This is a genomic window from Acinetobacter sp. 70_2 (genome assembly GCF_056736115.1).
This window is the reverse complement of the sequence record NZ_JBWZIP010000002.1, coordinates 85,089-103,371: the sequence shown is the minus strand read 5'-3', so window position 1 is coordinate 103,371 and position 18,283 is coordinate 85,089. Positions and strand designations below refer to the sequence as shown.

The 18,283-nt window shown below is 40.3% G+C and carries 18 protein-coding genes; 4 read left to right on the top strand and 14 right to left on the bottom strand.

Annotated features, from left to right (window positions below; translation table 11 throughout):
* Position 1: 1 nt before the first annotated feature.
* Complete coding sequence (locus AC1PJ9_RS01490) at positions 2 to 1,519, bottom strand: CoA-acylating methylmalonate-semialdehyde dehydrogenase (protein WP_311086710.1); 1,518 nt, start codon at positions 1,517 to 1,519, stop codon at positions 2 to 4.
* Positions 1,520 to 1,684: 165 nt separating this feature from the next.
* Between AC1PJ9_RS01490 and AC1PJ9_RS01485 the strand changes: the two genes are divergently transcribed.
* Complete coding sequence (locus tag AC1PJ9_RS01485) at positions 1,685 to 2,566, top strand: LysR family transcriptional regulator (protein ID WP_032010330.1); 882 nt, start codon at positions 1,685 to 1,687, stop codon at positions 2,564 to 2,566.
* A 62-nt stretch (positions 2,567 to 2,628) separates the two neighbouring features.
* Here the strand turns inward: AC1PJ9_RS01485 and AC1PJ9_RS01480 are convergent, their stop codons facing one another.
* The 5 genes from AC1PJ9_RS01480 to AC1PJ9_RS01460 all read right to left on the bottom strand — a co-directional run bounded on the left by AC1PJ9_RS01480 (position 2,629) and on the right by AC1PJ9_RS01460 (position 8,791).
* On the bottom strand, positions 2,629 to 4,053 hold the full coding sequence (locus AC1PJ9_RS01480; protein ID WP_174735435.1) for an amino acid permease: 1,425 nt from the start codon (positions 4,051 to 4,053) through the stop codon (positions 2,629 to 2,631).
* Between the two features lie 376 nt (positions 4,054 to 4,429).
* Complete coding sequence (locus AC1PJ9_RS01475; RefSeq protein WP_311086709.1) at positions 4,430 to 5,869, bottom strand: amino acid permease; 1,440 nt, start codon at positions 5,867 to 5,869, stop codon at positions 4,430 to 4,432.
* A gap of 162 nt (positions 5,870 to 6,031) precedes the next feature.
* Positions 6,032 to 6,391 (bottom strand): RidA family protein, encoded by a 360-nt coding sequence (locus AC1PJ9_RS01470; RefSeq protein ID WP_049064657.1) that lies wholly within the window; start codon positions 6,389 to 6,391, stop codon positions 6,032 to 6,034.
* 10 nt (positions 6,392 to 6,401) lie between these two features.
* Complete coding sequence (gene alr / locus AC1PJ9_RS01465) at positions 6,402 to 7,505, bottom strand: alanine racemase (RefSeq protein ID WP_100192144.1); 1,104 nt, start codon at positions 7,503 to 7,505, stop codon at positions 6,402 to 6,404.
* Between the two features lie 20 nt (positions 7,506 to 7,525).
* Positions 7,526 to 8,791 carry a D-amino acid dehydrogenase gene (locus tag AC1PJ9_RS01460; RefSeq protein ID WP_049064659.1) on the bottom strand — a complete coding sequence of 422 codons (1,266 nt, stop codon included), beginning with the start codon at positions 8,789 to 8,791 and terminating at the stop codon, positions 7,526 to 7,528.
* A gap of 136 nt (positions 8,792 to 8,927) precedes the next feature.
* Between AC1PJ9_RS01460 and AC1PJ9_RS01455 the strand changes: the two genes are divergently transcribed.
* Positions 8,928 to 9,395 carry an Lrp/AsnC ligand binding domain-containing protein gene (locus AC1PJ9_RS01455; protein WP_001247568.1) on the top strand — a complete coding sequence of 156 codons (468 nt, stop codon included), beginning with the start codon at positions 8,928 to 8,930 and terminating at the stop codon, positions 9,393 to 9,395.
* A gap of 40 nt (positions 9,396 to 9,435) precedes the next feature.
* On the opposite strand, the gene AC1PJ9_RS01450 is transcribed toward AC1PJ9_RS01455, so the two are convergent.
* Complete coding sequence (locus tag AC1PJ9_RS01450) at positions 9,436 to 10,581, bottom strand: acetyltransferase domain-containing protein (RefSeq protein ID WP_311086708.1); 1,146 nt, start codon at positions 10,579 to 10,581, stop codon at positions 9,436 to 9,438.
* A 74-nt stretch (positions 10,582 to 10,655) separates the two neighbouring features.
* Between AC1PJ9_RS01450 and AC1PJ9_RS01445 the strand changes: the two genes are divergently transcribed.
* Positions 10,656 to 12,746, top strand: a complete 2,091-nt coding sequence (locus tag AC1PJ9_RS01445) for a TonB-dependent receptor (protein ID WP_311086707.1) — start codon at positions 10,656 to 10,658, stop codon at positions 12,744 to 12,746.
* Positions 12,747 to 12,791: 45 nt separating this feature from the next.
* Here the strand turns inward: AC1PJ9_RS01445 and AC1PJ9_RS01440 are convergent, their stop codons facing one another.
* The 6 genes from AC1PJ9_RS01440 to AC1PJ9_RS01415 form a co-directional block, all read right to left on the bottom strand.
* Entirely contained in the window at positions 12,792 to 13,172 is a 381-nt protein-coding gene (locus tag AC1PJ9_RS01440) for a nuclear transport factor 2 family protein (RefSeq protein ID WP_311086706.1), read from the bottom strand.
* Between the two features lie 25 nt (positions 13,173 to 13,197).
* A complete protein-coding gene (locus tag AC1PJ9_RS01435) occupies positions 13,198 to 13,578 on the bottom strand; it encodes a ribonuclease E inhibitor RraB (RefSeq protein WP_004706008.1) in 381 nt (126 codons plus the stop codon).
* Between the two features lie 127 nt (positions 13,579 to 13,705).
* Complete coding sequence (locus AC1PJ9_RS01430) at positions 13,706 to 14,371, bottom strand: RluA family pseudouridine synthase (RefSeq protein WP_151749901.1); 666 nt, start codon at positions 14,369 to 14,371, stop codon at positions 13,706 to 13,708.
* A 110-nt stretch (positions 14,372 to 14,481) separates the two neighbouring features.
* The gene (locus tag AC1PJ9_RS01425) at positions 14,482 to 15,183 is read right to left on the bottom strand and encodes a DUF1003 domain-containing protein (protein ID WP_023274344.1); all 702 of its coding nucleotides are present in this window, start codon (positions 15,181 to 15,183) and stop codon (positions 14,482 to 14,484) included.
* A gap of 80 nt (positions 15,184 to 15,263) precedes the next feature.
* Positions 15,264 to 15,767, bottom strand: coding sequence for a DUF2867 domain-containing protein (locus tag AC1PJ9_RS01420; protein ID WP_311086705.1), 504 nt, complete (start codon positions 15,765 to 15,767; stop codon positions 15,264 to 15,266).
* A 527-nt stretch (positions 15,768 to 16,294) separates the two neighbouring features.
* Positions 16,295 to 16,777 carry a hypothetical protein gene (locus AC1PJ9_RS01415; RefSeq protein ID WP_311086704.1) on the bottom strand — a complete coding sequence of 161 codons (483 nt, stop codon included), beginning with the start codon at positions 16,775 to 16,777 and terminating at the stop codon, positions 16,295 to 16,297.
* 257 nt (positions 16,778 to 17,034) lie between these two features.
* Here AC1PJ9_RS01415 and AC1PJ9_RS01410 point away from each other — a divergent pair, with 257 nt between their 5' ends.
* The gene (locus AC1PJ9_RS01410) at positions 17,035 to 17,736 is read left to right on the top strand and encodes an SDR family NAD(P)-dependent oxidoreductase (RefSeq protein WP_311086703.1); all 702 of its coding nucleotides are present in this window, start codon (positions 17,035 to 17,037) and stop codon (positions 17,734 to 17,736) included.
* 71 nt (positions 17,737 to 17,807) lie between these two features.
* On the opposite strand, the gene AC1PJ9_RS01405 is transcribed toward AC1PJ9_RS01410, so the two are convergent.
* Complete coding sequence (locus AC1PJ9_RS01405; RefSeq protein WP_311086702.1) at positions 17,808 to 18,278, bottom strand: hypothetical protein; 471 nt, start codon at positions 18,276 to 18,278, stop codon at positions 17,808 to 17,810.
* Positions 18,279 to 18,283 lie beyond the last annotated feature (5 nt).

Genomic DNA, 18,283 nt, shown 5'->3' with positions numbered 1-18,283 from the left:
CTTAACGTAAACTAATGGTTGTATTTACACTGCCAACTTCATGGCTATCTTCAAACCAGCGACTGGTAATCGTTTTAGTTTGGGTATAGAACTGGACAGCCTGTTTGCCGTATGGCCCCAAGTCACCAAGTTTCGAACCTCTTGAACCCGTAAAACTAAAGAAAGGCACTGGTACAGGAATTGGAATGTTGATACCCACTTGACCAATATCAATCAGGTTTTGGAAAGTACGTGCAATGGCACCGCTTTGTGTGAATAGGCCTACACCATTACCAAATGGGTTGGCATTAATCAAAGCAATCGCTTCATCGAGTGTATCTACACAAATAATTGAAAGTACCGGGCCAAAGATTTCTTCTTTATAAATACGCATGTCGGTATTTACGCCGCTAAAAATCGTTGCACCTACAAAGTTGCCCGATTCATAGCCTTGAACTTGAACATCACGGCCATCGAGTAACAACTCTGCCCCTTGCTCAACACCGCTATTAATCAAGTCAATTACACGCGCTTTAGCACGTTTTGAAATGACTGGGCCAATGTCAGTATTTGGCTCATGGCCTGCGTTTACTTTTAAGGTTTTCGCTTTTTCGACTAACTCTTGAATCCACTGTTTACTTTCACCCACCATGACTGCGACAGACAATGCCATACAGCGTTGCCCAGCAGCACCAAATGCTGCACCGACTAAGGCATTTAGCGTTTGTTCTTTATTGGCATCTGGCATCACAACCACATGGTTTTTTGCACCCATCATTGATTGCACGCGTTTGCCATGTTGCCCTGCAAGGTTATAAACATGTGTGCCAACCGCAGTTGAGCCTACAAATGAAATCGCTTTAATGTCTTTATGGGTACACAAGCGGTCAACCACTTCTTTGCCGCCATGCACAACGTTTAAGACACCTGCCGGAATACCTGCTTGAATCGCAAGTTCAACCAACATCATGGTCGATAAAGGATCTTGTTCTGATGGTTTTAAAACGAAGGTATTGCCGCACACGATTGCCATTGGGAACATCCAAAGTGGAATCATGGCAGGGAAATTAAACGGCGTAATACCCGCACAGACACCCAAAGGTTGCTGCAAGGTATAGGTGTCTACACCACGTGCTACACCTTCAACATATTCACCCATTTGCAAAGTGCCGATCGAACAGGCATGTTCAACCACTTCTAGACCACGTTGAATATCGCCTTCGGCATCTGCCAAGGTTTTGCCTTGTTCCGCCGTTAGTACTTGTGCAATTTCCTTCATGTTGGCACGGATTAAGTCTTGTAACTTAAGCATGATGCGCATACGTGCCTGAATTGGGGTTTGACGCCAAGAAGCAAAAGCATCTTGTGCGGCTTGAATAGCAGCGTCAACTTCTTGAACCGTTGCAAATGGTACGCGACCAATCACTTCCTGAGTGGCAGGGTTAACAATGTCTTGCCATTCCTGTGTTTTAGATTCGATAAACTGTCCGTTAATGAGTAATTTAGCGGTGTCCAATTCGATTTTTTGGATTGTGTTCATAACCTCTCCGTAGGCCATATTTTTATTGTGTTCAGTTATTAGAAAATACTGATCTATGTATTTTCTTTATTCAGGTTTCATTTGAGACTAACAAAGAAAGCTTTGACCACCAACGCAAATTCATGCACGATTGTTGTGCAAATATGCACAGGGACAATAACAAAAATGAAAGTGGATTGGGATCATCTACAGTTTTTTCTGGTTTTAGCACGCACTAAAACCTTAACTAATGCTGCACGTATTATTGGTGTCGAGCATAGTACGGTGGCTAGACGAATTCAGGCTCTAGAACTTGCTTTGGGTACAACCTTGTTTAAGCGTGAGGCAACGGGCTATGAGCTGACGCTCGAAGGAATGGCACTGGTTCCTCGAGTTGAGCAAATGGAACAGGCCTTCTTACAAATTGAAAAACCACATCAACCTTTGCAAGGTCGTGTGCGAATTGGCACACCTGAAGGTTTTGGAACTGCATTTTTAGCACGCTTACTGGCTGAGTTCTCAATTCAGTATCCACTGCTGACCATCGATCTAATTCCAGTACCAAAAATGATTAAGCTCTCACACCGTGAAGCGGACATTGTAGTATCAATTGAACGCCCAACTTCTGGGCCCTACATCATTACGCGGTTATCAGACTACTGCTTGAAAATTTATGGCAGCCAAAACTATCTAGCGCAAAACCCACCTATTCGCGGTTTAGAAGATTTAACACAACATCGTTTTGTGAACTATATTGATGATCTGGTGTATAGCCCTGAGCTGTACTGTTTAGAACGGTTACCTTTGAAGCTCAATGCTAACTTCCGTAGCAGCAGTATTTTGGCCCAGCAAATTGCGGTCAGTGCGGGTGCAGGGCTTGCGATTTTGCCCAAGTTTCTAGCAGACGATAAACCTGAACTCGAAGAAGTGTTAGAGCAACAAGTTCGTTTTACCCATACCTTCTGGATGCTGACCTTTGTGGATTTACAACATGAACCGCGCATTAAACTGGTCTGGGATTATTTGCGTAAACAAGCCGATAAATATCAGCACCTACTGGTCGATTAGACACCTCAATAAAAAAGCCAATCAATTATGATTGGCTTTTTTGGTAAATCGAGAAAGGATAATTAAAAGACTTCACGGCCTAGTTTTTTCATACGCGGCTTATAGAACGCATAGTAAGTTACGCTTAAAACCACTAACCATACTGGGCTAACGTAGAGTGCTTTCAATGTATCTGGCTCTAGTGCCAAAATCACTAAAGTAAACAAGAAGAATGCAATGACAACATAAGCCATCAACACCCCGCCCGGCATTTTAAAGGTCGATTTAGCATGTAACTCTGGACTCAACTTACGGTAACGTAAATAGCATGCCATGATCAGAAGCCATACACTAATAAAGAGAATCACACAGAGTGAACTTGCCAAAGTAAATGCTTCCATAGTGTTTGGAACAAAGTACTGAAGCACTGCTCCACCCATAATGAAAATACATGAGAAGATTAAACCATTTGAAGGTACGGCACGTTTTGATAAACGCCCCAATGCACTTGGCGCCTGACCATCTTTCGATAAACCAAACAGCATACGACTGGTTGAAAACACACCGCTGTTCATTGAAGACATCACTGAAGACAGTACGACCAAGTTCATGATGATGGCTGAAACAGGAATACCCGCATTTAAGAACAACTCAACAAATGGGCTTTTATCTGCACGAATGTGATCCCAAGGTGTTACTGACATCACCACAAAGAGTGCCAACACATAGAATAGAATAATACGTACAGGAATCGCGTTAATTGCCTTAGGCAGATTTTTCTCTGGATCTTTGGTTTCAGCGGCTGTTGTACCAATCAATTCGACGCCAATAAAGGCAAACACGGCAATCTGGAAACCTGCCAAAAATCCGCTTACGCCTTTTGGAAATATGCCACCATGCGACCACACATTACTTACACTCACAACCTCACCATGCGGAGCTTGAAAATGAGTAAGGAGCATGTAGCCACCGACTCCAATCAGGCCAATAATGGCCAAAATCTTAATGAGTGCGAACCAAAATTCAACTTCACCAAACAACTTCACCGTAAGAAGGTTAAGCCCTAAAATGAATAGTACACAGCCTGTACTGATCATGGCCTGTTGCATTGGTGAGAAACTGGCGCCTTCGGGCAACCAGAAACTTAAATAGTTAATGACCGCAGACAAATCAGCAATACCGACCAGTACCCAGCCTAACCAATAGGTCCAGCCTATGTAGTAGCCAGCCCATGGTCCAATCAAATCATATGCCATATCAACAAATGATTTGTAATGTAAGTTGGCAAGCAGTAGTTCACCCAATGCACGCATCAGAAAAAAGAACATACCACCAATTATCATGTAAATCACGAGGATTGAAGGACCTGCGAGGGAGATGGTTTTGCCCGAGCCCATAAATAGGCCGGTTCCAATTGCACCGCCAATTGCAATCATTTGTAGATGGCGATTATTTAATTTCCGTTGTAAATGATCAGGGGAGCTTGCCTCATCGGGATGATGAACCATTGTCATATTAGAAGTCCTTTTTATATTTGCTTAATTTCAATCAGCAACATATAGGGAGAAAATGAACCGTATATCATGGGTTGCTGAGTCTATACATCGGGACAATATGTTCAAGTATATTTTTTCCTTAATTGAACTATCTTTTATCCCTGTTTTTTTAAATTGCATTATTTATGTACTGCCTTCACGGCAATTTTAATTATCCAATCTCGATTCACCAGATGAGCCGAAGTGTAGCATGCGATAATGCTTGATGTCGCTTTTCTTCCCCCCTCTAAACTGTGCTATTGATTCAAAAATAAACAACATTATTCCGATAAAAAATAGAAAGAAAATAAAAAAAGCCAATCATGTTCGATTGGCTTTTTAATAAAACTTAATGATCGTTAACGAGTTCACGTCCTAGCTTTTTCATGCGTGGTTTATATAACACATGATAGGTCACACCCAAGATGACTAACCATACTGGGCTCACATATAAAGCTTTCAAAGTATCTGGCTCTAGCGCCAAGATAACCAAAGTAAAAAGCATGAATGCCAAAACCACATAACTCATCCAAACGCCACCCGGCATTTTGAAAGTAGATTTTTCATGTAATTCAGGACGTAATTTACGATAGCGTAAATAACACACCATAATGAGACTCCAAACGCTAATGAATAGAATCACACAAAGTGAACTTGCTAACGTAAATGCCTCCATGGTGTTTGGAACAAAGTACTGAAGCACTGCTCCGCCCATAATAAAAGTACAAGAGAAAATTAAACCATTTGAAGGAACTGCGCGTTTTGATAAACGACCAAATGCACCTGGTGCCTGACCATCTTTCGATAAACCAAACAACATACGACTGGTTGAAAACACACCGCTGTTCATTGATGACATCACTGAAGACAGCACCACCAAGTTCATGATGATGGCAGAAACTGGGATACCCGCATTTAAGAATAACTCAACAAACGGGCTTTTATCTGCACGAATGTGATCCCACGGGGTTACTGACATCACAATAAAGAGTGCCAGTACATAGAACAGGATAATACGTACCGGAATCGCATTAATTGCTTTCGGTAGGTTCTTTTCTGGGTCTTTGGTTTCAGCAGCAGTTGTACCTACCAGTTCTACCCCGACAAAAGCAAATACAGCAATCTGGAATCCTGCCAAAAAGCCTTCCGTGCCTTTTGGGAATAAACCACCATGCGCCCAAACATTACTAATACTGGCAACAGCACCTTGTGGAGCTTGGAAATGGCTGAAAATCATATAGCCGCCTACTCCGATCAGGCCAATAATTGCCAGAATCTTAATAAGTGCAAACCAGAATTCAATTTCACCAAATAGTCGTACTGTTAGGAGGTTAAGCCCCATCACAAATAACACACAACCTGCACTAATCATGGCCTGCTGTATTGGGGAAAAACTTGCACCATCGGGCAACCAGAAACTCAAATAGTTAATGACCGCTGAAAGGTCCGCAATACCCACCAGCACCCAGCCTAACCAATAAGTCCAACCCAAATAGTAACCCGCCCAAGGACCAATCAGGTCATGAGCCATATCAACAAAAGATTTGTAATGCAGATTTGCAAGGAGTAACTCACCCATTGCACGCATTAAGAAAAAGAACATGCCTCCAATAATCATATAGATCAAAAGAATTGAAGGACCTGCGAGGGAGATTGTTTTGCCCGAGCCCATAAATAGGCCGGTTCCAATTGCACCGCCAATAGCAATCAGTTGTAAATGACGGTTAGACAGTTTTCGTTGCAGATGATCAGGAGAATTTTCTGCATCTGAATGACGAGCCGTTGTCATATTAAAATTCCTTTTTGAATTCCTTTGTTAAGATCAGCAACCTATGGCGAAAATCGAACCGTATGCCATAGGTCACTGAATCTGTTCACCAAAAAATGACTGGATAAACCGTATCTATCTTCCTTCTGTTAGATACATCATCATTTTTGGAGTAAAAACGAATTACTTTTGTGCTGCCGTCACGGCAATTTCAATTAACCAATTTGGATTGACCAAATCAGCCTGAATTGTGGCACGCGATGGAGCAACACACCCTTTTAACCAGTCAACCCAAATTGCATTTACGGTTGAAAAGTCAGAAAGATTTTTTAAATAGAGCTGCGCAGAAAGCAAACGAGATTTATCGGTATCAGCAAGTGCCAAAAGTTCATCAATCGTTGCAAGAATTTCACGAGTTTGGCCTGCCACGTCTTGCTCGGTATTTTTAGGTACCTGACCTGACAAATAAACCACTTTGTTAAAAACAGTCACGGCGCTCATGACTTCGTTAGTGTTAATCTTTTGTATATCTGAATTAGACATTCGGATTTCCTTATACCTGATTAATAAATTGAACACGGGCAGTGACAGCACACATCAGTTCATAACCCACCGTACCGGATGAAACAGCGACATCATCAATAGGTAAAACGACGCCTGTACTTGATTGGCCCCAAAGTACAACTTCACTGCCGACTTTGGCGCTCTCAATGCCTGTTAAATCAACTGCCAACATATCCATGCTGACACGGCCAATTGTACGAGTGCGTACTGAGTCCACTAAAACAGGCGTGCCTGTGGGTGAAATACGTTGATAACCATCGGCATAGCCGCAAGCGACAATCCCAATCGTCATGGGTTGTTCTGCCACAAAGTTTGAGCCATAACCTACGCTTTCATTCGGCTCTAAATGCTGAACGGAAATAATTTCACTGCGTAAGCTCATGGTCGGTTGTAAGCCCCAATCCGCAATACTATGGGTCGGGTAGTCCGGCGAGCTGCCATAAAGCATGATGCCGCTACGGGCATAATCTGATTTGAGCTGGTCTTGATAACGCAGAATTGCCGCACTATTACTTACCGACCTTTCACCCGGTAAATCTTTTACAATTTCTTCAAAGGCAGTAATTTGATAATCAATACCCTGCTGTCCAAATCGATCACCATCTGCATCTGAAAAATGCATCATGTGCGTAATCTTGGATACGTTCGCCAAGTTGTTTAAACGTTCCCAAGCCTGAACATAGTGCTGTGGTTTAAAACCAAGACGGTTCATACCACTGTTCATTTTTAGGCAAACATCAAATTGAGCTGGATAAGGATGCTTTTCTACCCACTCGATTTGCGCTTCACTATGAATGGTGAAACTGAGTTGATACTGCACACAATCAAATAAATCTTGAGGAGAAAAAACTCCTTCGAGCAATAAAATTGGACCTGTCCAACCTAGAGCACGAATTCGTTTTGCTTCATCAAGATCAAGTAAGGCAAAGCCATCTGCTGCTTTAAATGCTTCATAAACACGTTCAATGCCATGTCCATAAGCATTGGCTTTTACAACGGCAAAGACCTTACTGTTTGGCATAGCCTTGCGTACCACCGCCAAGTTATTTTGTAAGGCTTGACGGTGGATCACTGCGGTAATAGGACGAGGCATGATTACTTTCCTAACGTCCGTTATGCAGCATGCGCGTGTGAATAACGCTGAATTGAAAGACCATCGGTACTGATATCAGTCTTATGATTCAATACGATGTCACTGATTAATTTTCCTGAACCACATGCCATGGTCCAACCTAAAGTACCGTGACCTGTATTCAAGAACAGATTTTTAAAGCGAGTCGCACCAATAATTGGGGTACTGTCTGGAGTCATTGGACGTAAGCCCGTCCAAAAAGACGCCTGTGCCATATCACCACCCGGGAACAAGTCCTGAGTCACCATTTGCAAGGTTGCACGGCGGTCTTCGTTTAGACCTAAATTGAAACCACTTAACTCTGCCATTCCACCTACGCGAATACGTTGGTCAAAACGGGTAATCGCAATTTTGTAGGTTTCATCAAGCACTGTAGATTGCGGAGCAAAAGCAGGGTCAACAATAGGAATCGTCAACGAGTAACCTTTCACAGGATATACAGGCAACTGTAGATCAAGTGGTTTCAAGAAATCACGTGAATAACTACCAAACGCTAGGACATAACGATCTGCAGTTAAGACCTTACCATTGACCTGAACGCCCTTAATTTGATCGCCTTCAACAATCAACTTTTCTACGTTTTGGTTAAACTGGAAGTTAACACCCAACTCTTTAGCAATTTGAGCTAAAGCATTGGTAAATAAATAACAGTCACCTGTTTCGTCATTTGGTAAATGTAAACCACCAACGAGTTTATCTTGTGCATTTGCCAACGCTGGTTCTACACGACCAAGTTCGTTGCCATTTAATAATTCGTAGCTTACGCCGCACTCTTGTAGCACACTAATGTCGCGTTGAACCGCTTCCATTTGTGCTTCTTTACGGAATAACTGCAAAGTACCCTTCGCACGGTTTTCGTAGTTAATGCCCGTATCTTTTCTAAGTTCACGTAAGCAGTCACGGCTGTATTCAGCCACGCGCATCATACGTTCTTTGTTCACCGCATAACTTTGTGGATTACAGTTTTTCAGCATTTGCGCCATCCACTGTAACTGCCACATGCTGCCATCTAAATTAATCGCAAGCGGTGCATGGTGTTGGAACATCCATTTTACAGCTTTAAAAGGAATTCCTGGTGCTGCCCAAGGAGTCGAATACCCAGGCGAAATTTGACCTGCATTACCAAAACTTGTTTCTTCAGCAGGACCTGACTGGCGATCAAGAACAGTGACCTCAGCTCCTTGTTGAGCTAGATAATAGGCACTTGCCACTCCAATAACGCCGCTACCTAAAACAATTACGCGCATTTCCATTCCCTCACGCACACCAGTTTATTTCACTAGTATATTTCTGCTTCAATAGTTTATTTCACTGTTTTTCAGGCTATAATCTAGGTAAATTTATGTTTTTCTCACGAGAATTTTAAAAAAAGAGGAAATATCTATGCGCCCCCTAGATCGTATAGATCGCATGATTCTGGACATTTTGCAGCGTGAAGGACGAATTGCGATTAGTGAATTGGCATCGAGAGTTAACCTCTCTACCACCCCCTGTTCAGAGCGTGTAAAACGCCTTGAACGCGATGGCATTATCATGGGTTATTACGCCCGTCTAAACCCAGCTTACGTAGACCGTAACCTTCTCGTCTTTTTAGAAATTAAGTTATCTGCCAAATCAGGCGATGTATTTGACCAAGTGGCCAGAGACCTCGTTGAGATTCCTGAAGTACTCGAATGTCATCTTATTTCAGGTGAGTTTGACTACCTTGTAAAAGCGCGCTTAAAGGAAATGAGCGCATACCGCCGCTTATTGGGAGATCTATTAAAGAAACTTCCCGCTTCGGCATCGTCACACAGTTATGTGGTCATGGAAGAAGTTAAAGAAACTCTATATCTAGATGTGAGTAAGTAAAGCGAGTTCTCTCTAAACTTGCTTTACTCACGTTTGAAAATTAGAAATATTTTAAAATCGAAATATGCTTGTTTTGGTGCTTGAACTTAGAGAACCATTTAACTGCTGGACAGAGTGCAAAAGACAGCACAATTGTCATTAACCACAGCATCCACACATGGCTGACCGACAAATAACTTCCATAGTTAGCTCCCCTTATACTGAGTGCAAACACATACATCAGTTTCAGCACATATAAATGCAATAAGTAAAAGAACATAGGCACCGAGCCAAATACCACCAATGGTTTTAAAAATGAATATTGCTGCATACGTTCAAAAGCAACGAGCACAATCAAACCGATCCCAACATTTAGCAAAATAAATAACAAAGACGGTGGATATTTGGTGAGATTAAAAAAGCTCATTAACGTCAGTTGTAATGACTCAAAATGCTGCCACGGTTGGTCACCATAGACGTTGATAAAACGCAATAAAACAAATAGTCCAATACTTGCTAAACCAAGGTTGAGTAAAGCACGGCCTCTTTGCTCGGCTGAATATTTAGAACTAAAGAACTGACCTAAAACGTAGCCTAATAAAATTACCCCTATCCAAGGTAAAACAGGGTAACTTGTACGAAGCTTAATACCCGCAAACTCAAGCCAGCCACGTTCATGTAAAACGAACCATATATTCTGCAGGATGCCTTGTGAGAAGTGCACAGAATCTAATAAGTTGTGCCTAAAAATAATGACTAACGCTACACCAGCAAGTACTGGCAAAGGCAAACTTACACAGCAAGCCAGCACCACCATACTAATACCGATCGCCCAAATTACCTGTAAGTAAATGACTTCGGGTGGAAAAGTTGCAGTCCATGCAAAGTTCACCAGCGTGAGCTCTAACACAATTAAAAATAAGCCACGCTTTAATAAAAAAGCACGTGTTTGCTGTAAGTCCTGTTTTTTGGACTGAAATAAAAATGCAGAAATACCCGTTAAAAGTACAAAAACCGGAGCGCAAATATGTGCCAATAATCGACTGCCAAATAATGCTGGTTCTGTTACTGTTACGTCCATTGGGTCGGTAACCTGTTTATGTAAATAGAAAGTTTCTCGCACATGGTCGAGCAACATAATCAGAATGACCAAACCACGCAATGCATCAATCGACTGTAAACGTTCAATATTTTTTTCTATAGGCATAGCGGTAATAAACAAAATAATGTAACGTTATACTATTACATTATAGTTCTTTTGTCTTTCATGGCTGATTATTTATGCAACACAAATTAGGATTGTTGTCTTCGTTAGGGTTATCTTTTATATCAACATTCTCTTGGGGAGACGAAACCTCAACAGTACTTGAGACCATACGCGTTCAGGCTGAAAGTACCCAAGAAGGTGTGAGCCAAAATAGCTCGGCGACTAAATTTTCTCACGATGTTTTAGATGTCCCTTTTAACCGTGCTTATGTTTCAAAACAAATGATGGAACAACAAGACGTTCAACGGATTGATGACGCATTAAGCTTGGTGAGTGGGGTTTTTCATCAAAACAGTTTTGGTGGCGGCTTTTGGGATAACTACTCTTTCCGTGGTTTTAGTACCGATCCCAATTTAGGTGCTTCTATGATTCGAAACGGCTTGAGTGTCAACCGAGGGATTAATGCGCCAAAAGATGTCGTAAATATTGAATCTTTAGAGTTTTTAAAAGGGCCAATGGCTGCTCTATATGGTCGCGGCGAAACTGGTGGTTTGCTTAACCTCAACAGTAAAAAGCCACAGTGGGAAAGCGAAAGTGAACTTAACCTACGTGCCAATACCCAAGAACAATATCGCATTAGTCTGGAACACACGGCGCCTATTAACGATGAACTGGCCTATCGTGTAGCAGTGGCTCATGAAGATAATCAAAGCTTCCGTGATCATGTCAGTAGTGAACGCTGGTTCTTTTCACCGCAGCTCACATGGAAAATTTCAGACCAGACACAACTCGACTTTGACAGTGAATTTACAGAACATAAAGGAACCTTTGACCGTGGTGTCAGCACAGTCAATCACCAGTTTGTGATGGACCCGAAAACCTTTACAGGTGAACCTGACGACGGCGATTTGAAAATAAAAGATTACTTTTACCAATTACGTCTGAGTCACGAATTTAACCCTGACTGGAAGCTAAATAGTGCAGTCAGCTATAAAGATGCCAAAATGGTCGGCTTTGCAACCGAACCTCGTCGTATGCAAGCCGATGGCCGTACTTTAGAGCGTCAACGTCGCTATCGTGATTATACAAGTCAAGATGTGCTGGCTCAGACAGAGTTACTTGGCAAGGTTGATACTTCGTGGGCGCGCCATGAAATTTTACTTTCAACCGAGCTTGGTCAACTCGACTATAAACAAAACCAGCTTCGTCGTAATCACAGTGCTAACATGCCTAACACAATTGATATTTACCAACCTGAATATGGCAAATATTTACCGAACTTAGCTCCGTTTACTAATACCAAAGAACAGCAGCGTTACTTTGCACTCAACATTCAAGACCAGATCTTTTTTAATGATCAGTGGAGTGTACTATTTGGTAACCGTTTTGATCAGGTCGAACAAGACTTTAAAAATCATCTGACTCAGACGGAAAGCAACCAGACGCTTCACCAGAATAGTCCGCGTTTCGGAGTAAATTTTAAAGCCTCTGAGCAATGGGCGTTTTATAGCAACTATGGCCGCTCATTTGCCATGAATAGTGGTATGAACCGAAACGGTCAGACTTTTGCCCCTGAAAAAGGCGAAAGCTACGAGGTCGGCACCAAATATAAAGTGAATGACCAAAGTGTGCTGAGTCTCGCTTTGTTTAAAATGAAAAAACGAAATGTACTCACAACAGACCCGATCGACAGTAACTTTCAAACCGCCGCAGGCGAAGTGAGCAGTAAAGGAATTGAGTTTGACTTAAATAGCCAAATCACTGACCGCTGGTTCGTCAATGCCAACTATAGTTATACCGATGCTCAAATTGAAAAAGACCAAGACTTGCCAAAAGGTGCCCGTTTAAGCAATGTTCCAAAACACCAAGGTGCGGTAAGCACCAATTATGAATTTCTACAAGAAGGCTCAACAAAAGCAGGTGTAGGTGCCAACCTTACTTATGTGGGCGAACGTAGCGGACATAACCTTGATAATGGCTTTAATTTACCAAGCTATACCCTCGTGAACTTAAATGCTTACTATGCTCCATCGGACCGCTTACGTTATCAGCTGAACGTAAACAATCTGTTTGATAAAACTTACTATGTTTCAAGCTACAGCGATTTATGGGTTCAACCGGGTGAGCCACTGAATGCTTCAATCTCGGCACAGTGGAAGTTTTAATTCATCTATGAAATAAAAAAGCCCGAATTATTTCGGGCTTTTTTATTAGAACATGCCATTTTCATTCACAAGCGGTTCAGGCTGCATTTGCCCGATATCCCAAAGCTCAGCAATTTTTCCATTTTCAAAACGGCAAATATGAACCACAGCCAAAATGGTGGCTTTGCCGTTCATTTGCATTTCAAGTTTCGAATGTACGGCGACTAAAGTCCCATCTTCAATGACATGCTGAACATCAAAGACTTTGTTGGGATTTTTAACCGCGCTTTCACGCATACCTTCCTTCAACGAAGTTGCATCACCCGCATAATAAGGATTGTGATGCTTGAAGTTAGGCGCAGTGTAATTGCTGTAGGCTTCATCAACTTCGCCTGCTGCGGCAAGTTCTAAAAACCGTACCGCAATTTGTTTTTGAGATAAGTGCATGAGTATCTCCTACTCTTTTTAGACCTTACTGTAAGAGGTCGTCTTCTTCACTTTCTTCCTCAAAGACATAGGCCATACAGCCCCATCCATCATATTCGCCTTGAAATTTTTCAGCGATGCTAGCAAACCATTGTTCCAAATCAACAATATCTGAATACTCAGGTTCCATGTTGACGAAAATGGTAATTACCCATTCGTTTGGCTCAACAGAGTCATCTTGGAAAAGTGAAACTTTTTGTTCTTGGTAAAGCAAATACAGCGCACATTGCTCTGCATTCTTTTGATCTTGAAAAGCAATAGAAAATTCAATTTCATGCAGCTCGGTTAAATCATCCCCATCTTCAGCCATTTGCCAAAGTACATTGCCGTTATCGTCATCTGGAAATTGTTCGTAGTCACGAGTCATAAAATGATCCTTGTTGTTGTCGCAGTATTAATATTATTCGGACTTAGAATACCCGACTTTTATTGCAGTTTGGGTATATATTCCGTTCCCAATTGCATCAAATTGAATTTTTAATTGTATGTAAATTTTAAAAAGGCACTTGGGATTGAATGACTACATCTGTGCCTTTCAATGGATGCTGAAAAGCCAGATACGCAGCATGTAAAGCCATACGGCTTAAATGAAAACGTTTAGGCTCAGGATGATATAACTTGTCACCCATAATTGGGTGTCCAATATGCATCATGTGCACACGTAGCTGATGTGAACGCCCTGTGACTGGCTCAAGTAACACTCGAGTTTGATCGACTTTTTCGTCATAAACGAGCGGTTGAAACAAGGTTTTAGCATGCTTGCCTAATTCAAAATGTACAATTTGTCTTGGGCGATTTTCCCAGTCAGTAATGAGAGGAACTTCAACACTGCCCTCTTCTGTGACTTGGCCTTGCACCAAAGCAATATAATGTTTTTTGACTGTTCTGGCCTGAAACATTTTACTTACCGCGACTTCTGCATCACGGTGCTTGGCAAACATAAGTAAGCCCGACGTCGCCATATCTAAACGATGCGTCACTTTAGCCAAAGGGAACTTTTCTAGCACCCTTAAATAAGCACTGTCATGATGTTCAGGCAAACGCCCCATAACCGACAATAGACCCGCAGGTTTATCAACCACAATCAAATCGTCATCTTCAAATAAAATTGAAAGCGGATCTTGTGGCGGAGCATAAACAAAGTTGTCGTTTAAAGGCATGGTCGTAGAAACAGCAATGGAGCATGGCGGCAAATCATAAAGAAATTTCAGACCTACCGCAAAACAATCTATAAACTCTCATCATGTTCCACGTGAAACTCGGGAAAGCTTTATCGTTTTTTATTCATTTCAGCTAAAAGATCGAGCTGAATTTCTTGAATATGCGCAAGCCTTTCCCACTGATGCGATAAAAGATGATCCATTTTTTCATGTAAATGACGAATCTCAAGCTCAGCTTTTAAATTAATTTGATAGTCATGTTGCGAACGTAAGCGATCTTTGGCTTCTTGACGGTTCTGACTCATCATAATGACAGGTGCCTGAATTGCAGCCAAACATGACAAAATCAGGTTAAGCAAAATAAATGGATAAGGATCAACAGGATGCACCACCATCACTACGGTATTAAAAAGGATCCAAGCCACTAAAAACAGCCCAAAACAAGTTAAAAAGACCCAACTTCCACCAAATGAAGCTATTTTATCTGCTAACTTTTCACCCAAAGTCCAATTCTGATCGAACTCTGTCTCTGTATTACGAGTAATGAGTTCATGCCGTTGCATACTACCAATTACTTCATTCTCCAAAGTGGTTAGCTCCCCCTTTTCTGAACGCAATAGGGACTGCACATATTTAATACGGTAGTCCGCCAAATCAGCACGACAAATAAAAGTTGAAAAAGACCACTCTGGGTAATCTTTCAAGATTTCTTCACCAATGACATCTCGAATGACTTCACCAGAGACCAGATCTTTCAAGGGAAAACTCTTTCCGCATACGGCGCATTGGCGATACTGATTTTTATTGTCCATATTATTCAGCCCATTATTATGATAATAAGATTAGTATATAAACGATTTCGGCCTAACACATCGTAAATAAAAATAGTGCTCTAACCCAATATCTGTAAAGTTGCTGGCACTATTTTTCGGTGGGCAGGAATCACAGGCACCATGTACAGTCTTCCAAGCCAATTTTTAATATGTACCACTGTAGTCACTGTAAGCACTTGGCTATCTTCATTTTTATAAACAGATAAAGTCACATTTAAGTGCTTGTCATCGTCTCCAATCACTAACTCATTTTCGGTACGTTGCCGTAAGGTAAAAATTCCAATTCGGTCACCTGCGACATATTCATTTTCTTTTTTATGCGCATCAATCTGCTTAAAACTTCCTAAATCTTTAAGGCCAATCTTAGAAGTAATTTTATTACGCACATTCATGCTCCACTCTATCCACTGCGGAGTATGCCGGAACAATTTAATGAGCTGCCCAAATACATTCAGGTCGGGCTGACCCAGCACAATACTCCACGAGTCGTGGAAGTAAGCATTGTTCAATTGAGATGAGATTTGGCTGTCATGCGGCAAGGCAGAAAGATAAGGCTTATTCATAAATTATATTCTTGTAAAGTATCGTTTTTATTATAGAGAATTTTTTAGGGTGTCAAGGGAAAACATCTATGGTTTACTTCAACAATTATAACTTTGTAAGTTAGAACCTTATGCCTATAAACTTTTGATCTATAGCGTCCTAAGCCGAATCGAGACCTTTTGGGTGAGTACACACTAACGTTATACGTTTTGGTGCATGCTACTCTTTTCGATCCCTATCACACCCTTGAGATATAGTTTAGCCAGCACCCTGCGGGATTGTTTTTCTAAGAACAGCTAATTTTAACTATTTTTGGAAATTTTTACGCCATTAAGTAAATTAAAAAGAATTTATTCCCATTTCACCATAATTAGTTAAATTTAAATTCCACTTTATTTGTATTTTACGGTTTATTTTACCAACTCATTAACTATTTTGAGAAATTAGGCACCAGTCTATAAAAAGAATCTAACGCCAGTGAAGTATGATTTGTCTATGTAGAATCTCTTGCGCTTAGACCACAAGAGAACTCTACTTTTCATTCCTGCTATTTACACTTGTTCGTTATATTAAACTTTGGAGATTCATAGAAACTCACTAAGGTAAAGCTTCTATCGATGAAGTTTTCTGTATCTTCATTAGGTGTATGAAAAATCCATTCTGAAATACCATTACTTTTTAAAATAACCTCAAAGTTAAAATTACTTCCCATATTCTTATCTTGGAAATACACCTCATACTCATTAGGCTTAATTTTCAAAATTTTAGTTACTTTATAAAATGGTTGATCAGGGGTATCAAATGAGAATTTAATGGACTGATTCTTTTGATCAAAACTTACAGAATTAATATTCGTAGAGCTTTCTTTCTTATTCACCTCCACCGCACACTCATAGATCCATTTCTCTGGTTTATCCTTATAAATATAATAATTATTCTTTTCTTGAAACTTTAAAAAAAATTCACTCACAGTATTACCAAAAGAAAGACTAGGAACAACCAATAAAAAATATAAGAAAATAATCCTCATTTACAAACACCTACATTCACAATATTCTTAACCTTACTTTTAGCTATAGTGAAAAAATATAAATTTTTCATCCTTTTATTTCCTAAATAAGTATCCCATCCAGCCCATTCAAAACCAACTGACTTAATTAATGTTTTTCATATTTTTGTCTTGTTCTTTCTGCATTATTTTTAGATTTAATTTTTTCGCTTGAATACATTATAAAAACATATTATAAACTATTTCTAACCAAATAATTGGTTTTTTGGAACTTTATAATGAACAACAATATTATAATTTTTGGTTATGGAACAGGTATTTCCAAAGCCGTAGCACATAAGTTTGGTAAAGAAGGCTATAAAATCGGTTTAGTGGCGCGTAATGCTGAAAAACTCGAAAAAGCCATTTTAGAACTTAAAACACAAGGTATTGAAGCTTACGCTTTTACATGTGATTTAGCAGTTCTTGAAGATATACCAAACCTAATTAAACGCATTAAAGATCAATTAGGAGAGATTAAAAATATTCATTGGAACGCTTTCCATGATATTGAAGGCAATATCTTAAAAACCCCTCCACTAGAGTTTACTAAAAGCTTTCATATTCGTGTTTCGAGCTATATTGCGACGGTACAAGCTTGCTTAGGTGATTTAGAAAAGAACCACGGTAGTATTTTATCGACAAATGGAATTTTTGCTTTCGATGCAGTGGGCATCGACTTGGTTGCCAAAGAGTACTCATCGTTAGCAACTACTGCTGCCGCTCAATATAAAGCCACCAATTTGCTTGCCCATAGTCTTGCTGACTCAAATGTTTATGTGAGCCAAGTGATTGTAAATGGCTTTGTAGATGGAACCCCTGAAGCGAAGGATAAAACCTACGCGGTACACCCTGAAACAGTTGCAGATCAATTCTGGTACTTACACCAGCATAAACAAGAAACAGTTTCTCTTTGTGGAGAAGCCATTCAAGCTGCTTAAACTATTTCTGATGAGAGAAGAAGCGTAATCAATTAGGCTTCTTCTCGTTTTTAAATTTATGTTTGTATATTTTAGAATTCTTTAATTTTTTCATACTCTGAAGGATCAATTTTATATTTTTTAAATAAAATAGAACGTACAGAATCATTTATTTCTTCATCATGCTTAATAATTAAATAAATATCTTTTTTAGTCAGAGGAACTTCTTTTAGTAAATCTGGTAAGTCTGCTGACCTTATAGCACTGACTTCACTAGGTTGTTTCAAAATATCTGGATCTTGTTTTTCAAACTTAAAATCTACACCTTGTAAGTTAAAATAGACCATAACTCTTCGATTTAGAGAGTCACTATCATCATATAGAACTGTGCCTGCAGGAAGGATTGTATATGATGAATAGTTATCGAAATTTGATGCTATTCGTAGAGGTTTCTCTAGAACATGAATTTCGGGTGCTTTTGTACGACTCCAGAAGTAATAATTCAATAAAGACTGTATGATAAAAAGTAAAATTAGTACGGTAATTAATAAATTCTTTTTCATATCCA

Coding starts and splice junctions, on each gene's coding strand:
- AC1PJ9_RS01490 (WP_311086710.1), bottom strand. CDS start 1,519: ATGAACACAATCCAAAAAATCGAATTGGACACCGCTAAATTACTCATT.
- AC1PJ9_RS01485 (WP_032010330.1), top strand. CDS start 1,685: ATGAAAGTGGATTGGGATCATCTACAGTTTTTTCTGGTTTTAGCACGC.
- AC1PJ9_RS01480 (WP_174735435.1), bottom strand. CDS start 4,053: ATGGTTCATCATCCCGATGAGGCAAGCTCCCCTGATCATTTACAACGG.
- AC1PJ9_RS01475 (WP_311086709.1), bottom strand. CDS start 5,869: ATGACAACGGCTCGTCATTCAGATGCAGAAAATTCTCCTGATCATCTG.
- AC1PJ9_RS01470 (WP_049064657.1), bottom strand. CDS start 6,391: ATGTCTAATTCAGATATACAAAAGATTAACACTAACGAAGTCATGAGC.
- alr (WP_100192144.1), bottom strand. CDS start 7,505: ATGCCTCGTCCTATTACCGCAGTGATCCACCGTCAAGCCTTACAAAAT.
- AC1PJ9_RS01460 (WP_049064659.1), bottom strand. CDS start 8,791: ATGCGCGTAATTGTTTTAGGTAGCGGCGTTATTGGAGTGGCAAGTGCC.
- AC1PJ9_RS01455 (WP_001247568.1), top strand. CDS start 8,928: ATGCGCCCCCTAGATCGTATAGATCGCATGATTCTGGACATTTTGCAG.
- AC1PJ9_RS01450 (WP_311086708.1), bottom strand. CDS start 10,581: ATGCCTATAGAAAAAAATATTGAACGTTTACAGTCGATTGATGCATTG.
- AC1PJ9_RS01445 (WP_311086707.1), top strand. CDS start 10,656: ATGCAACACAAATTAGGATTGTTGTCTTCGTTAGGGTTATCTTTTATA.
- AC1PJ9_RS01440 (WP_311086706.1), bottom strand. CDS start 13,172: ATGCACTTATCTCAAAAACAAATTGCGGTACGGTTTTTAGAACTTGCC.
- AC1PJ9_RS01435 (WP_004706008.1), bottom strand. CDS start 13,578: ATGACTCGTGACTACGAACAATTTCCAGATGACGATAACGGCAATGTA.
- AC1PJ9_RS01430 (WP_151749901.1), bottom strand. CDS start 14,371: ATGCCTTTAAACGACAACTTTGTTTATGCTCCGCCACAAGATCCGCTT.
- AC1PJ9_RS01425 (WP_023274344.1), bottom strand. CDS start 15,183: ATGGACAATAAAAATCAGTATCGCCAATGCGCCGTATGCGGAAAGAGT.
- AC1PJ9_RS01420 (WP_311086705.1), bottom strand. CDS start 15,767: ATGAATAAGCCTTATCTTTCTGCCTTGCCGCATGACAGCCAAATCTCA.
- AC1PJ9_RS01415 (WP_311086704.1), bottom strand. CDS start 16,777: ATGAGGATTATTTTCTTATATTTTTTATTGGTTGTTCCTAGTCTTTCT.
- AC1PJ9_RS01410 (WP_311086703.1), top strand. CDS start 17,035: ATGAACAACAATATTATAATTTTTGGTTATGGAACAGGTATTTCCAAA.
- AC1PJ9_RS01405 (WP_311086702.1), bottom strand. CDS start 18,278: ATGAAAAAGAATTTATTAATTACCGTACTAATTTTACTTTTTATCATA.